The sequence below is a fragment of the Campylobacter sp. BCW_6871 genome, from assembly GCF_001762325.1.
Classification (GTDB): domain Bacteria; phylum Campylobacterota; class Campylobacteria; order Campylobacterales; family Campylobacteraceae; genus Campylobacter_D; species Campylobacter_D jejuni.
Genome location: NZ_MJWQ01000048.1, coordinates 1 through 13,944, shown reverse-complemented (window position 1 = coordinate 13,944; position 13,944 = coordinate 1). Strand labels below are relative to the sequence as shown.

The window sequence follows — 13,944 nt, the reverse complement described above, 5'->3', positions numbered from 1 at the left end:
AGGAGAGAAAATGTTTTCTATTAAAAAAACTTTATTAATATTAGCAAGCGTGCCAATGTTTTTGAGTGCTACTGAATATCAATTAAGCACTCATGTCTTGGATATTACTTCTGGACAACCCGCTCCTAAAGTAAAAGTTGAGCTTTATAAGTTGGAAGCAAATCAACAGTGGAAAAAAGTAAGTGAAGAATTTACCGAAGAAAATGGTAGAATAGGGGATTTATTACCATATGAAAAAGCTGAAAATAGGGCTTTTGGAATTTATAAGCTTAAATTTTTTACAAAAGACTATTACACATCACACAAAATAAATACTTTTTATCCTTTTGTAGAGGTAAGTTTTGAGCTTTCTAAAGATCAAAAACATTATCATGTTCCAATAACCCTTTCTCCTTTTGGTTATTCAACTTATAGAGGAAGCTGATCAATAAAACGAAAGAAAAAACCATGTGGACTAAGAATTCTTGGAAAAACTATCCCATAAAACAGCAACCTATCTATCCAGATCAAGAGGAAATGAATAGAGTTTTAGCAAGACTTGAGAAACTTCCTCCTTTGGTTTTTGCTGGAGAAGTGAGAAATCTTCAAAAGTCTTTAGCAAGAGTTTGTAAAAAAGAAGCTTTTTTACTTCAAGGTGGAGATTGTGCTGAAAGCTTTGAAAATTTTGGCGCTGTAAATATCCGTGATATGTTTAAAATTTTACTTCAAATGGCTATAGTGCTTACATTTGCCGGTGGATGTCCTGTTGTAAAAATTGGTCGTATTGCAGGGCAGTTTGCCAAGCCAAGAAGTAGTGATTTTGAAGAGTTAAATGGTATAAGTCTTCCTAGTTATCGTGGTGATATTATTAATGGTTTTGAATTTAGCGAACAAGCACGCATTCCTGATCCACGTAGAATGCTTGAAGCTTATTATCAAAGTGCAACAACGCTAAATTTGTTGCGCGGATTTGCTAAGGGTGGTTTAGCAGATTTGCATGAAGTACATCGTTGGAATTTGGGCTTTTTAAAAAAGAGTGAACTCCATAAGCAATATACTAATATCAGTGAAAAAATTTCACAAGCTTTAGCTTTTATGGAAGCTTGTGGGATTAATACAAGTAATACCCCAAGTCTAAGAGAAGTTAGTGTTTATACTTCACATGAAGCTTTACTTTTGCCTTATGAAGAAGCTTTAACTAGAGTGGATAGTTTAAGTGGAGAAATTTACGATTGTTCAGCTCACATGCTTTGGATAGGTGAAAGAACAAGGGCGCTTGATGAAGCCCATGTACATTTTTTAAGAGGAGTAAAAAATCCTTTAGGGGTTAAAATAGGACCTAGTGCAAGTGTTGATGATATCATAGCTTTAGCAAATGTTTTAAATCCAAATAATGAAGAAGGAAGATTAAATATTATTATCCGCATGGGTGCAGATAAAATTATCAATAATTTGCCAAAAATTTTCTCCAAACTTAAAAGTGAAGGTTTAAATTTAGTATACAGCATAGATCCTATGCATGGAAATACAGTAAAAGCAGGTAATTTTAAAACACGTGAGTTTGATAAAATCATGCAAGAAGTGGGATCTTTTTTTGAGATTGCAATAAGCGAAGGGATTTATCCAGGTGGAGTGCATCTTGAAATGACCGGAAAAGATGTAACAGAATGCACAGGTGGTGCAAGCAATGTTACTGCTCAAAGCTTAGAAGATCGTTATGAGACTCAATGCGATCCAAGGCTTAATGCGGATCAAGCATTAGAGCTTGCTTTTTTAATTGCAGATTTAGTAAAAAAGGCTAGAAAATGAAACTTTATGGTATTAAAAATTGTAATTCTGTAAAGAAAGCTATGGATGCTTTAACACAAAAAGGTGTTGTATTTGATTTTATGGATATTAAAAAGATTAATCAAGATATTTTATACACATGGTTAAAACAAAAATCTTTTGAAGATCTTATCAATACTGCTGGATTAACTTCTAAAAAACTTGGTTTAAACAAAGAAAAAGTTAAAAGTTTAAATGAAAAAGAACTTGAGAAAATTGTATTAGAAAATCCAAGCTGTATTAAGCGTCCTATTATCGAGTATGAGCAAAACATATATATTGGCAAGGAATATGAGAAAATATTATGATAGAGTGTTTGATTACACTCTATTTTTTATTAATTGATTAATTTCATTTTGATATGGAAATCTTTCACTTTCGCAATTAATAAGTTGTGTTTTAGAGAAGATAACTTTTCCGTCTACTTCAACGATAAAATCACCTCTGTCGCCAATTTCAAATTCTACTTCAACATCTTTGAAATCGCTTTGTAGTTCTTCTGCAACCCTTGCAGCTTGTGGGCGATAATTTCAAAGATTGCAATAAGCAATTTTTACTTTCATCATTTCATCCTTTGAAAAGTTTATTTTATTTAAGATTAAAATCTTAAATTTTTATTATAGTTTATTTTGGCTGAATTTTTGCCTTTTTTGTAAAATTTAAGTTGAAATTTAGGGTCAATTTCTTTCAAATTCAGCGAGAAAAATTTATAATTTTTATCAAAATTAAAATAAGCCTTAAAAAACTAAAGGAAGAAAATGAGTCAATTTACACACTTGCATTTACATACAGAATATTCTTTGCTTGATGGAGCTAATAAGCTTAAAGAATTAGCTTTGACTTTAAAAGAGCAGGGTGCTACAAGTGTTGCTATGACAGATCATGGAAATATGTTTGGGGCAATTGATTTTTATCAAACAATGAAAGCACAAGGTTTAAAACCTATCATTGGTATGGAAGCGTATTTACATAATCACGATGAATTAGATGATAAAAGTTCTCGTCAGCGTTTTCACCTTTGTTTGTATGCAAAAAATGAGATCGGATATCAAAATTTAATGTATTTAAGTTCTCAAAGTTATATTAAAGGTTTGTATTATTATCCGCGTATCAATAAAAAGCTTTTAGAAAAATATAGCGAAGGTCTTATTTGTTCTTCTGCTTGCTTGCAAGGTGAAGTAAATTGGCACTTAAATACTTATAGTGAAAGAAATGTGCGTTTTGGTGCAAAAGGCTATGAAGCAGCAAAAGAAGCAGCATTATGGTATAAAAAAGTTTTTAAAGATGATTTTTATTTTGAAATCATGCGTCATGGTATAGGTGATCAAAGAATGATAGATGATGATATTATCAGACTTTCTAAAGAATTAAATATAAAAATCATTGCTACAAATGATACGCATTATACTTTTAAAGAAAGAGCGGCTGCCCATGAGGTTTTTATGTGTATAGCTATGGGAAAAAAACTTAATGACCCTGATAGAATGCGTCATAGTGTGCATGAATTTTATGTTAAAAGCCCTGAGCAAATGAGTGAGCTTTTTGCAGATATTCCAGAAGCTATAGAAAATACACAAGAAATCGCGCAAAAATGTAATTTAGAGCTTAATCTTGGCAATCCCACTCCACCGAATTTCAAATTTACAAGAGAATATGCTAAAGATCATAATATTACCTTGCCTGAAGAAACAAAAGAATTTAGCTTTGATAATGATGACATAGTTTTTGAAGAGCTTTGTAAAAAGGGACTTGAAGAGAGATTAAAATTTATCGATGAAAGCAAGCATAAAGAATACAAACAAAGACTTGAGGTAGAAATTAATATCATTAAAAATATGAAATTTTCAGGTTATATGCTTATTGTTCATGATTTTATTAAAGTGGCTAAAGATAAAGGCATTCCAGTAGGTCCTGGAAGAGGATCAGCTGCAGGAAGTTTGGTTTCTTATTGTTTGAGGATTACGGATTTAGATCCTATTCCTTATAGTTTACTTTTTGAGCGTTTTTTAAATCCTGAGCGTGTGAGCATGCCTGATATTGATGTGGATTTTTGTCAAGACAGACGTGCTGAAGTGATTGATTATGTGATTGATAAATATGGAGCAGATAAGGTTGCACAGGTTATTACCTTTGGTAAGCTTTTAGCTAAAGGGGTGATTCGTGATGTGGCTAGAGTTTGTGATATGAGTATTCAAGATGCTGATGAGCTTGCTAAACTTGTGCCTGAAGAGCTTAAAATCACTCTTGATGCTGCTTATGAAAAAGAACCTAAAATCAAAGAATTTATTGATCGTCATCCTAAAGGTCCTGAAGTTTGGGAATATGCAAGAGCTTTAGAAGGATTAAATCGCAATGCGGGTATGCACGCAGCGGGTGTTGTAATTTCTAATGAAAGTTTATGGAAGAAAACTCCGCTTTTTAGACAAAGTAAAAATGATGAAAGACATTTGGTAACGCAGTATTCTAAAGATCATTTAGAAGATGTGGATTTGATAAAATTTGACTTTTTAGGTCTTAAAACCTTAACAGTAATCAATAATGCAATCAAGCTTATTAAAAAGCGTTATAATAAAGACATTATTTGGGAAACTATAGATGTAAATGATAGCAAAGTTTATAAAACCATACAAAGTGGAAATACTTTAGGGATTTTTCAAATCGAATCAGACGGTATGCAAAGCTTAAATGCACGCTTAAAACCAGAGCGTTTTGAAGATATCATTGCGGTTCTTGCGCTTTATCGTCCAGGCCCTATGGAATCAGGAATGCTTGATGATTTTATCGACAGAAAGCATGGTTTAAAAAGTATAGAATATCCTTTTGACAGTTTAGAAAAGGTTTTAGAGCCTACTTATGGGGTTATCGTTTATCAAGAACAGGTTATGCAAATTGTTCAAATTATAGGTGGCTTTTCTTTAGGAGGTGCTGATGTAGTGCGTCGTGCTATGGGTAAAAAAGATCCTGAAAAGATGAAAAAGCTTAAGACTGATTTTGCAGATGGAGCAGAAAAACAAGGATATGATAGAGCAAAAGCTGAGGATTTATGGGAGCTTATCGTAAAATTTGCAGGATATGGTTTTAATAAATCTCACTCTGCGGCTTATGCGTTGATTACTTTTCAAACAGCTTATTTAAAAACTTATTATCCTAGTGAATTTATGGCAGCGCTTTTAACAAGCGAAGAAAACAATGTGGATAAAATTGCTGTTTATATTGATGAGATGAAAAAAATGAATATTAAACTTTTACCTCCATCGATTAACAAAGCGATCCGTGAATTTAGTGCTTTAGAGCAAGATGGCAAGGATGCTATTATATACGGACTTGGGGCTATAAAAAGTGTGGGTATTCCTGCAGTTGAAAATTTACTTGAAGCAAGACAAGATGGAGAATTTAAGGATATTAATGATTTCTTAGGTAAGATAGATCCTACCAAAATAAACCGTAGAACATTAGAAAGTCTTATTAAGGCAGGGGCTTTTGATGAGTTTGGTTTTACTAGAAAAGCTTTGTTTGATAATATGGAAAATCTTAGCGAAGCATCGCGTAAAATGGCTGAAGTAAGAAAAAATGCTGCAAGTTCTCTTTTTGGTGAAGAGGAATTAACTTCAGGTGTTCAAGTAAATTTTACTCCCAAAAATGAAGAATTTGAAGTGATGGAAAAATTAGGATATGAAAAAGAAATTTTAGGAATTTATGTTTCAGGCCATCCTTTAGATCGATTTTATGAACAAATTAATGCCATAGATTATGTTAAAAGTTTAGATTTTGAAAGTTTAAAAAACAATGGAGAAATTTTAAGTATAGGTAAAATTGAAGATTTCAAATCCATGATGAGTAAAAATAATAAGCGTTATGGTAGAATTGAAATTTTGGATTATTATTCTTCGTTTGATGCTACTGTATTTGAAAGCAATGTAGAAGAAATAGAAAACATCATCAAAGATGAAAATTTAAAAAATAATGCCTATGGTTTTGTATTGGGATTTAAAGCTGAGGGAGGGGAGAAGCCTAGCTTTTTTTTAAAAGCAATTAAAGATTTACAAAGTCTTGAAGATGGCGAGATTAAAGCTATAAAAAAAATTGGAGCAAAAAAAGATTTCAAAAATAAAGAAGAAAATCATTTTACCGCAGAACCTAAGGAATTTGAAAAAAATATCATAGAGCTAGATTTGACAAGATTAAATAGAGAATTAATCTATGAAATTCATGAAATTGCTAGAAATGCACATAATCCTAATGAAAAAAATAATAAAAAACTTGTTTTAAAAGTTATTAGCGCGGGATCTTGCTTGCTTTATCATACAGATTTTATTATCTCTGATAGTATAGTAGAGGAAATTTCTAATAAATATGCTTAAGTAAGATTGTTCTTACTTAAGATTTTTAAATAAAATGCTTCCAAGTCTTACTAAGTTGGATCCGCATTTTATAGCAATTTCAAAATCATTACTCATCCCCATAGAGCAAATTTTAGCCCCATGTTTTTGAAGAATTTCATAAATTTTAAATGTAGTTTCAAAGCTTTTGATAATACTTTCTTTATCTTGGCTGTGTGATCCTATGCTCATTACGCCACAAAGATTTAGATTAGAGCATTCTTCTTGTATTTGTAAATATTCTTCTACAGCTTGATTTGGATCTAGACCGCTTTTGCTATTTTCATTTGCACTATTGATTTCTAATAAAGTATTTAATTTATAATCAAGTCTTTTGTCCATAGCTTTAGCTATTTTAATACCATTGCAAGAGTGCCATAATATAGGTTTTTGTTTGATTAAGAGATTAATTTTGTTGCTTTGTAGCATTCCTATAAAATGCCACTTTATGTCTAGTTTTTTTTCATCAAGATTTTCTTTTTTTTGTGCTAGAGCTTGGACTTGATTTTCTCCAAATTCTACTATACCTTGATCAAAAAGCTTTTCAATTATACTTGCATCGACATACTTGCTTGCGGCTACAAGACGAACGTTTTTGGTTTTTTCTAAAATTTGCTCTAAAGTCATTTTGATAAAGAAATAAGCCCTATTTAGGGCTTATATTATTGTAGTAAATTAGCAATTTTGCTTTGAAGCTGCATGTTGGATTGCGCAGCAATAAAAGCAGCAGCATTTTCTTTTAGATAATTGGCATTAAAATCATTAACATTTTTTGCCATATCATTATTTAGTAAATTATTTTCAGCTGCTTTTGAGTTGATGCTATTTTGAACACTTGCATTAATATTTGATGTGATGGCATTGATACCTGAGCCTATTTCACTTCTTAAACTTCCAAGTTGATCCATAAAATTTGTAATACTATCTTGATTATCTATGTTTAATCCACCTGTTGCTAATGGATTTAAATTTGTAGTTTCAGTTCCGCTACCTACTACAAAATTCATAGTTTGAAAGACATTTTTTCCATTATAAGTTGCATTATTAAAAGAATCATTGATGGATTCTTGTATGCGTGTTGCTTCTGTTCTTAGCATTCCTTTTTGAGAATCATTAAGTGCAGCATTGTTCATTTTTACTGAAAGTTCATTAAGTCTATCTGCGCTTTGAGAGATATTGGTAAGGCTAGCATCTGCAATTTGTAAAACCCCTATAGCATCATAAGCATTTGCGACACCTTGATCTATAGTACTTGATTGAGATCTTAAAGAATCAGCAATAGCTAAATTAGCACTATCAACTCCACTTATTGCGCGAACAGCTGCAATATTTTCTAAAGCTTTATCGCTAGCTTTTTGTGCATTATTTAAATAATAATTTTGTTGCATCATAGTTGCTTCAGAGATCATCATGGCCTACTCCTTCTCTTTCAGATTTATTTATATTTTATCATTTTTTTGCTATTTTAAAGCTTAAGAAATATAAAAAAACTTGCATTATCAAGATGATTTTAATCACCACTTCACTTGCATTATGGATACTGATAAATTCTTGAGTTTTTGTAGCGTTTTCTCCTAAGTTTTGGAGTTCAATTATGGTATTAGTAAAATAAAAAACAAATATTAAGCTTAAAATCAAAATAAGCAAACTCAGCATAAATTTTGAAAATTTTATTTGAAATTTTATTTCATCTTTTATAAGAGAATAAATTTCATATAAAAAATTAACCACTGAAACAAAAATCAGTAAATATCCCATTTTAATAAAAATTTGCGTCATCATTAAGCCACTTTGAAAATGGCTCAACACTCCTTCCCCTATAAGATTCTGAGGAAAAAAAATTGTTGGTGCAACAACTATTCCTAGTATGAGTTCAACCCCTATGATGGAGGCAAGTAAAAATAAATTAACAGCTTTCAAAAGTTTCTCCTTTTATTTTTTATCATAACGCATATTTGTAAATTTAGCTATAAAAGCACGATTATAACCTTGTTCATCTTTGAAAAAATCAACAATGAAATTATTTTGATATAAAATTTTTTCCAAAATTTTTTTTTGATCATAGCCAAATTCGCAAGCTAAAAATTTAACTTTTTTATCGAGGGAAAAATGTATGATTTCTTCTAAAATTTCATATCCTTTTTCTCCGCCAAATAAAGCTTCTTTGGGTTCTTTTTGTACCCAAATATCTATAGGATATGAATTTTTAATATAAGGTGGATTTGAAAAAATAAAATCATAATTTTCTTTAATTTGCTTAAAATTACAAAGTTTAAAGTCAATCAAGTGATCGACTTTGTGTAATTTGGCATTCTCTAAAGCTAATTCTAAGGCTTTAGGATTGATATCACAGGCTGTGATTTTTAACCCAAGTTCTTTGGCTAAAACAATGCTTAAAATTCCGCTTCCAAATCCTATTTCTAAAATCTTATTAAAAGTATTTTTTTTGCATAAATTTAAAATTTGAAAAAGTAAAATTTCACTATCATAACGAGGGATTAGAACGCCTTTTTTTATCTTAAATTCTAAGCCCCAAAAATCCACTTTTTCAAATATATATTCAAAAGGTTCTCCAGATTTAAAACGTCTTATAAGCTCAAAATAAGGTTTGTGATCTATTTCTATATCTTGGTTTAAAAATAACCAAGCTTTATCTTTTTTTAGATATTCACAGAGTATAAATACTGCTTCATTTTCATAACCTTTTAAGCTAGATTTAGCTTCTATAAGAGCATTTTTTATAGTCAAGAAAGAGCCTTGATTCTATCGCTAATACTTGGATGACTGAGATAAAAAAATGTATATATTTTACTTGTTTTGATAAAAGCTTTATTTTCTCTTGCTAGAGCTATCAACGCATTTTTCATATCTTCTTTGCTTGTAACTTTAGCTCCGTGTTGATCAGCTGCAAATTCATTTTTTCTACTTAAGGCATTAAGTATAGGAGAGATTAAAAAGCTAAAAATATTTGCAAAGATAAATAAAAGAGCAAATACACCGCCATTTACTCCTTCTAGATGACTTTCTAAGTAAACAAATTCAGGTAAATTTGCAAAAACAAAAAAAAGTAAAAACATAGTTATAGCACCGTTAAATAAAGCTTTGATAACATCCTTATGAACAAAATGTCCAAGCTCATGTCCTAAAACAGCTAAAAGTTCTCTTTCATTTAAAGCTTTTAATAATGTATCAAAAAGAACCACTCTTTTGCTTTTAAAAAGTCCACCAAAATAAGCATTTAAACGTTTATCTCTTTTGCTTGCATCAATAACATAAACCCCATTTGCATTAAACCCACATTGTTTCATTAAAGAGCTGATTTTTTTCAGCAAATTTTCATCGTTTAGTTTTTCCATTTTATTAAAAATAGGTGCTATCAAGGTAGGGTAAATAAGATTTATAATCACTATAATACAAAAGGCAAAAATAAAGGCCACAATCCACCAAAAAGTTCCAAAAAAATCATAGCAAAAAAGCAAAGCATAAAGGATTAAAAATCCAAATATTAAAGTTAAAATAAGACTTTTTACAGTGTCTTTGATAAAAAGTTTTACAGTCATATTTGAAAAACCATGGGCTTTATCTTTGATAAAACTTTCATAAATACTTAAAGGTAGATTTAAAATACTTGTGATTATTAAAAAAGATAATAAAAATAAAGTATTTTCAAAACGAGTGTTATTTGAGATAAGTAATTCTTTAAGATATAAAAATCCAAAACCTATCCATGCAATATTGATGATTAAATTATAAAAATTGGAAAATAGTTTAAATTTTTCATTTTCGATGGCAATGTCTGCTGCATTTTGATAGTCTTTTTCGCTTAAAATTTGAGCTTGTTTGTCTTTTTCTCTTTCTAAGAAACGAATTTGAGTATAGGAAATCCAAGATAAAAGTGCTGTGTAAAGACATAAAATTGCAATTAAAGTCATTATTTTTCCTTGATTAGTTTTTGCGAATTTTAGCTTAAAATAATGAAATAAAGTTAATAGCTTAAAATCTAAAATAATATTCTTTTCAACTAAGTTGATGTATATTTATAAAAAAGGATTAAAGAATGTTTTTTAAGAAAAAGATTTCACAAAAGCAAAAAGAAAAGCCTAAAATTCCAATCAATAATGTGATTTTAGATGACAGACTTTGTAAGTTTAAAAATAAAGTGCAAAAGATAAGCAAAGATGAAGCTTCGGCAAGTCTGCTTGCTAGACAATTAAGCAGACTTATCAGAGCTAATAAATTTTAATTTTGACATTTTTTCTTAGGGCGAAAAACCTTAATAACTTCATCATTTGCTTCTATATAAGCACCTTCTATTAAATCAATACAATAAGGTATAGCTGGAAAAACAGGCTCTAGACATTCTTTTATAGCTTTAGGATTTCCTGGTAAATTAATGATAAAAGATTTATTGCGAATTCCTGCGCTCTGTCTTGAAAGTATGGCTGTTGGGACATATTTTAAACTTTCTAAGCGCATAAGCTCTCCAAAACCTGGCATCATTTTATCACACACGGCTTCCGTGGCTTCTGGGGTTACATCACGAAGCGCTGGACCTGTACCTCCGCTTGTAACAATCAAATCGCATTTTTTTTCATCTGCTAGATAAAGTAATTTTTTAATGATCAAATCATAATCATCGGGGATTAATTCTTTATGATAAATAATATCATTTTTTATATATGAATTTAACACTCTTTCAATTTCAGCAGTAGCTTTATCTTCGTATATGCCACTACTTGCTCTATCGCTTAGGGTTAAAATTCCTATGTTTATCGTATCCATTGTTCCTCCTTAATAAATTTTTATAACCATCCTTTTTTCTTGAAAACAACCAAAGGTAAAATGATAGAAATTACCATCACGCCAAGCACTATGGGATAAGCATAGTGAAGTTCAAGTTCTGGCATGAATTTAAAATTCATACCATAAACAGTTCCTATTAAAGTAGGAGGCATCATGGCAACAGTTGCAACGGTAAAAATTTTAATGATTTTGTTTTGTTCTATGTTGATTTGGCTGGCTAAAATGGTTTGAATATTGTCTAAGATATTAAGTTGTGAAACACTAAATTCAACCAAAGAATTTAAGTCTTTTAAAACTATAGTGAGATTTTGTTTTATATCTTTATCGATTTTATCGCTTTTTAACAAAGAAGTCATAGCACGACGTTTATCAAATAAAGAATCTCTTACACGCATATTAAGCTCTTGTAAGCTTGAAATATCCTTTAGCATTTTATCATAACTATATTCATCTTTTTTTTCTAAAACACTTGTTCTTAAGCGTCTTGCTTCTTTATCTATCCATTCTAGTAAATCCGCATCTTTTTCAACGCGCACTTCAAACATTTTATCAATAATATCAAAACCATCTTCAAAATTCTTCGGACTAGCTAAAATCCTTGCTTGAATTTCTTCAAAAGTGCTAAATTCGTTATATCTTATAGTAAATAAGATATTTTTAGCTGTAGCAAAAGTAACAATTTCTGTGCGAAGTTTGATTAAATTCCTATCTTCTTCATCGCTTTTAAGATCTCTTACTAAAAAATGAGCATTGATGGTTATTGTCGCATTGTCTTCCCAATATTTTGCGCTAAGTTCTATTTCTTCTCTTTCTTCTTTTGTAGGAAACTCAAGATTAAATTCACTTGATATAAAAGCAATTTCTGCTGCACTTGGATGAAGTAAATCAATCCATAAAATATTTTGTGGTAGTTCTTGACTATCGAGATTAAAGTTGATTCTTTGAACTAAAGCATTTTGAGTTTTGATATAAACATAGAGCATAGTTATTCCTTATTTTTAACTTTAAAATTATACCTTGATTAGTTTAAAAATCAATTTTTTAATTTTTGGAAATCAAAAACCAAATTTTCCACCTAAAGCTCTTAAACTAAGCTTTAATTTAAAATATCTTTAATCAGTTTTTGCAAATTCCTTTTTGTTTCTTCTTGTTCTTTTATGATAAAACATTTTGCTTTTGGCCAAAAATAACTTTTAGGATTTTCAAATTTTCCCCAACGCCAATCAAATCTAGGATGTAAAAGAACTATAGTAGGAATATCCATAGCTAAGCTTAAATGCGCTATAGCACTATCAATACTAAGCATACAGTCAATATCATATAAATAATTTAGAGTATCATTCCAATTTTCTATAAGCTTGCTTCTATCTTCTATTACCTTAGGCAATTCTTCTTTTAATTGCATTTGAAAAGAAATGATTTCATAATCTAAGTCTTTTAATACATCAAATAAAAATTCAAATTTTACATTTCTTAATAAATCAGAATTTTCAGCATTAGGAGTAGCATAAAAAATACCAAGTTTTTTTCTTTTATTATGCGGTTTTTTCTGTGGCAATATAGGTGTTTTTAATCGTGAAATCTCATCAAGCTTAATATCAATAAAAAAAGGCAAAGAACAAATAGGAATAGCATAATCAAAATTTGTAGGTAGATTTTTTAAAACCTTTACATTTTTAAAAATATCATCATTTTGATTTAAAAATTTGATTTGATTTTTAAACATTTCATACATGGCACTTTGAGGAGCAAATAAAACCTTTGAAGCGATTTTGCAAAGTTTTTCTAAGCATCTTGCATACATTATAGTATCGCCAAAGCCTTGCTCGCAAAATACTAAAACTTCTTTATTTTTAAAAGCATCAACGCCAAATTTATTAAAAGCTTTTAAGCTTTCATTATAATGATAAGTAGAAAAAGTTTCATTATGAGCATAAAATAATCTGCTTTCATAATATTTCTTACCCTCTTCAAAATTATCATCCACTCCCATACGCATCAAAAGATAAGCCAAATCAAATTGATAGGTTGCATGAGAATCCAAGCTAAGACATTTTTTATAAGCATGATAAGCTTCTTGATAGTTTGAATTAAATTCTAAGACCTTAGCATAATTTTGCCAAAACTGTGCATGGTGTTGATTGGCTTCTTGTAGTGATTGAAAAAGTTCTAAAGAATCAGATATTCTAAAAAGCTTAAAAAGCAAGTATGCTTTTTGGGGTAAAATTTGATGAGTTAAAAAATCTTCTATTTTAGAAATAGTAAGATTTTCTTTGGTTTTACTATGAAGCCTATCTTCGAGTTTAATTAAATTAAGATTGGTTTGTTCAGCAATGATTCCTTTTTGTAGTTTATCAATCAAATCTTGCATAAAATGACACAAGTGCTCATGTGCATTTAATGCCTTGGTAAAATCATGTTTAAAATAAATTTCTGCATAATTTTTCCATAGATTAAGATTATACATATCTTTAGAAAGTAATTCTTTGAAAATTTGTTCAGATTCTTCTAGTTTATTACTCAGTTTATAAATAAAAGCCAATTCTAACTTAAGTTCATCTTCTAAATCATCTTTGCGAGTTAAAAGTGTTTGTAATAAATTCAAGGCTTCATCAAGTCTTAAATTTTCAATATAGCTTTTAGCAAGCATAAGACCATTAAAACTTGTAGGATTTAAAGAAAAAAGCTCTTGAGCATAATATAAAGCTTTTTGAAAAAGAGAAAGTTTATAAGAAGAAAGCATAGCAAATTCTAAAGCAAATTTTGGACTTTCTTTTAAAAATTGCTCACTCAAGTTTAAACATTTTTCATAATTAGCATTAAAATAATAATAATGAATTTTATCAAACATATTTTTCCTTGATAGTTACATTAAATCCAATATTATCTTATAAGTTGCATAAAAAGATAATTATATTTTTATAAAATTAAATAATAAAACAAAAATAAAAAAATA

Annotated in this window: 14 protein-coding genes; 5 read left to right on the top strand and 9 right to left on the bottom strand. The window is 29.6% G+C overall.

All coding sequences use genetic code 11. The features are described from left to right. Positions 1-10 precede the first annotated feature (10 nt). The 3 genes from uraH to AJ930_RS05230 are packed head-to-tail and all read left to right on the top strand — an operon-like array spanning position 11 to position 2,114. A complete protein-coding gene (gene uraH, locus AJ930_RS05240; protein ID WP_002852246.1) occupies positions 11-424 on the top strand; it encodes a hydroxyisourate hydrolase in 414 nt (137 codons plus the stop codon). Positions 425-447: 23 nt separating this feature from the next. Then, on the top strand, positions 448-1,788 hold the full coding sequence (locus AJ930_RS05235) for a class II 3-deoxy-7-phosphoheptulonate synthase (RefSeq protein ID WP_070274958.1): 1,341 nt from the start codon (positions 448-450) through the stop codon (positions 1,786-1,788). Then, on the top strand, positions 1,785-2,114 hold the full coding sequence (locus AJ930_RS05230) for an ArsC/Spx/MgsR family protein (protein WP_002861397.1): 330 nt from the start codon (positions 1,785-1,787) through the stop codon (positions 2,112-2,114). The genes AJ930_RS05235 and AJ930_RS05230 overlap by 4 nt, the downstream gene beginning before the upstream one ends. Positions 2,115-2,126: 12 nt before the next feature. Here AJ930_RS05230 and AJ930_RS10010 read toward each other — a convergent pair whose 3' ends face one another. Then, positions 2,127-2,369 (bottom strand): SelT/SelW/SelH family (seleno)protein, encoded by a 243-nt coding sequence (locus AJ930_RS10010; RefSeq protein ID WP_257841545.1) that lies wholly within the window; start codon positions 2,367-2,369, stop codon positions 2,127-2,129. Positions 2,370-2,564: 195 nt separating this feature from the next. On the opposite strand from AJ930_RS10010, the gene dnaE reads away from it, so the two are divergent. Continuing rightward, positions 2,565-6,167, top strand: a complete 3,603-nt coding sequence (gene dnaE / locus AJ930_RS05225; protein ID WP_070274957.1) for a DNA polymerase III subunit alpha — start codon at positions 2,565-2,567, stop codon at positions 6,165-6,167. Between the two features lie 12 nt (positions 6,168-6,179). Here the strand turns inward: dnaE and AJ930_RS05220 are convergent, their stop codons facing one another. The 5 genes from AJ930_RS05220 to AJ930_RS05200 are packed head-to-tail and all read right to left on the bottom strand — an operon-like array spanning position 6,180 to position 10,117. Continuing rightward, complete coding sequence (locus AJ930_RS05220) at positions 6,180-6,812, bottom strand: YggS family pyridoxal phosphate-dependent enzyme (protein ID WP_002871301.1); 633 nt, start codon at positions 6,810-6,812, stop codon at positions 6,180-6,182. A gap of 35 nt (positions 6,813-6,847) precedes the next feature. Continuing rightward, positions 6,848-7,597, bottom strand: coding sequence for a flagellin C (flaC, locus tag AJ930_RS05215; RefSeq protein WP_002871300.1), 750 nt, complete (start codon positions 7,595-7,597; stop codon positions 6,848-6,850). Between the two features lie 37 nt (positions 7,598-7,634). Beyond that, positions 7,635-8,105 carry a DUF4149 domain-containing protein gene (locus tag AJ930_RS05210; RefSeq protein WP_002871299.1) on the bottom strand — a complete coding sequence of 157 codons (471 nt, stop codon included), beginning with the start codon at positions 8,103-8,105 and terminating at the stop codon, positions 7,635-7,637. A 12-nt stretch (positions 8,106-8,117) separates the two neighbouring features. Then, positions 8,118-8,933 (bottom strand): HemK/PrmC family methyltransferase, encoded by an 816-nt coding sequence (locus AJ930_RS05205; protein ID WP_004305586.1) that lies wholly within the window; start codon positions 8,931-8,933, stop codon positions 8,118-8,120. Then, positions 8,930-10,117, bottom strand: a complete 1,188-nt coding sequence (locus tag AJ930_RS05200) for a M48 family metallopeptidase (RefSeq protein ID WP_004305587.1) — start codon at positions 10,115-10,117, stop codon at positions 8,930-8,932. The genes AJ930_RS05205 and AJ930_RS05200 overlap by 4 nt, the downstream gene beginning before the upstream one ends. Before the next feature lie 125 nt (positions 10,118-10,242). Between AJ930_RS05200 and AJ930_RS05195 the strand changes: the two genes are divergently transcribed. Next, on the top strand, positions 10,243-10,428 hold the full coding sequence (locus tag AJ930_RS05195; RefSeq protein WP_044778932.1) for a hypothetical protein: 186 nt from the start codon (positions 10,243-10,245) through the stop codon (positions 10,426-10,428). Here AJ930_RS05195 and mog read toward each other — a convergent pair. From mog to AJ930_RS05180, 3 genes are all read right to left on the bottom strand, one after another. Beyond that, positions 10,425-10,967, bottom strand: coding sequence for a molybdopterin adenylyltransferase (mog, locus tag AJ930_RS05190; RefSeq protein ID WP_002842823.1), 543 nt, complete (start codon positions 10,965-10,967; stop codon positions 10,425-10,427). The genes AJ930_RS05195 and mog overlap by 4 nt on opposite strands. A gap of 20 nt (positions 10,968-10,987) precedes the next feature. Continuing rightward, positions 10,988-11,971: a magnesium/cobalt transporter CorA gene (gene corA, locus AJ930_RS05185; RefSeq protein ID WP_070274956.1), complete on the bottom strand. Its 984-nt coding sequence runs from the start codon at positions 11,969-11,971 to the stop codon at positions 10,988-10,990. Between the two features lie 113 nt (positions 11,972-12,084). Continuing rightward, on the bottom strand, positions 12,085-13,839 hold the full coding sequence (locus tag AJ930_RS05180) for a hypothetical protein (RefSeq protein ID WP_070274850.1): 1,755 nt from the start codon (positions 13,837-13,839) through the stop codon (positions 12,085-12,087). Between the last annotated feature and the right edge of the window lie 105 nt (positions 13,840-13,944).

Coding starts and splice junctions, on each gene's coding strand:
- flaC (WP_002871300.1), bottom strand. CDS start 7,597: ATGATGATCTCTGAAGCAACTATGATGCAACAAAATTATTATTTAAAT.
- mog (WP_002842823.1), bottom strand. CDS start 10,967: ATGGATACGATAAACATAGGAATTTTAACCCTAAGCGATAGAGCAAGT.
- AJ930_RS05220 (WP_002871301.1), bottom strand. CDS start 6,812: ATGACTTTAGAGCAAATTTTAGAAAAAACCAAAAACGTTCGTCTTGTA.
- corA (WP_070274956.1), bottom strand. CDS start 11,971: ATGCTCTATGTTTATATCAAAACTCAAAATGCTTTAGTTCAAAGAATC.
- AJ930_RS05195 (WP_044778932.1), top strand. CDS start 10,243: ATGTTTTTTAAGAAAAAGATTTCACAAAAGCAAAAAGAAAAGCCTAAA.
- AJ930_RS05200 (WP_004305587.1), bottom strand. CDS start 10,117: ATGACTTTAATTGCAATTTTATGTCTTTACACAGCACTTTTATCTTGG.
- AJ930_RS05230 (WP_002861397.1), top strand. CDS start 1,785: ATGAAACTTTATGGTATTAAAAATTGTAATTCTGTAAAGAAAGCTATG.
- AJ930_RS05235 (WP_070274958.1), top strand. CDS start 448: ATGTGGACTAAGAATTCTTGGAAAAACTATCCCATAAAACAGCAACCT.
- uraH (WP_002852246.1), top strand. CDS start 11: ATGTTTTCTATTAAAAAAACTTTATTAATATTAGCAAGCGTGCCAATG.
- AJ930_RS05180 (WP_070274850.1), bottom strand. CDS start 13,839: ATGTTTGATAAAATTCATTATTATTATTTTAATGCTAATTATGAAAAA.
- dnaE (WP_070274957.1), top strand. CDS start 2,565: ATGAGTCAATTTACACACTTGCATTTACATACAGAATATTCTTTGCTT.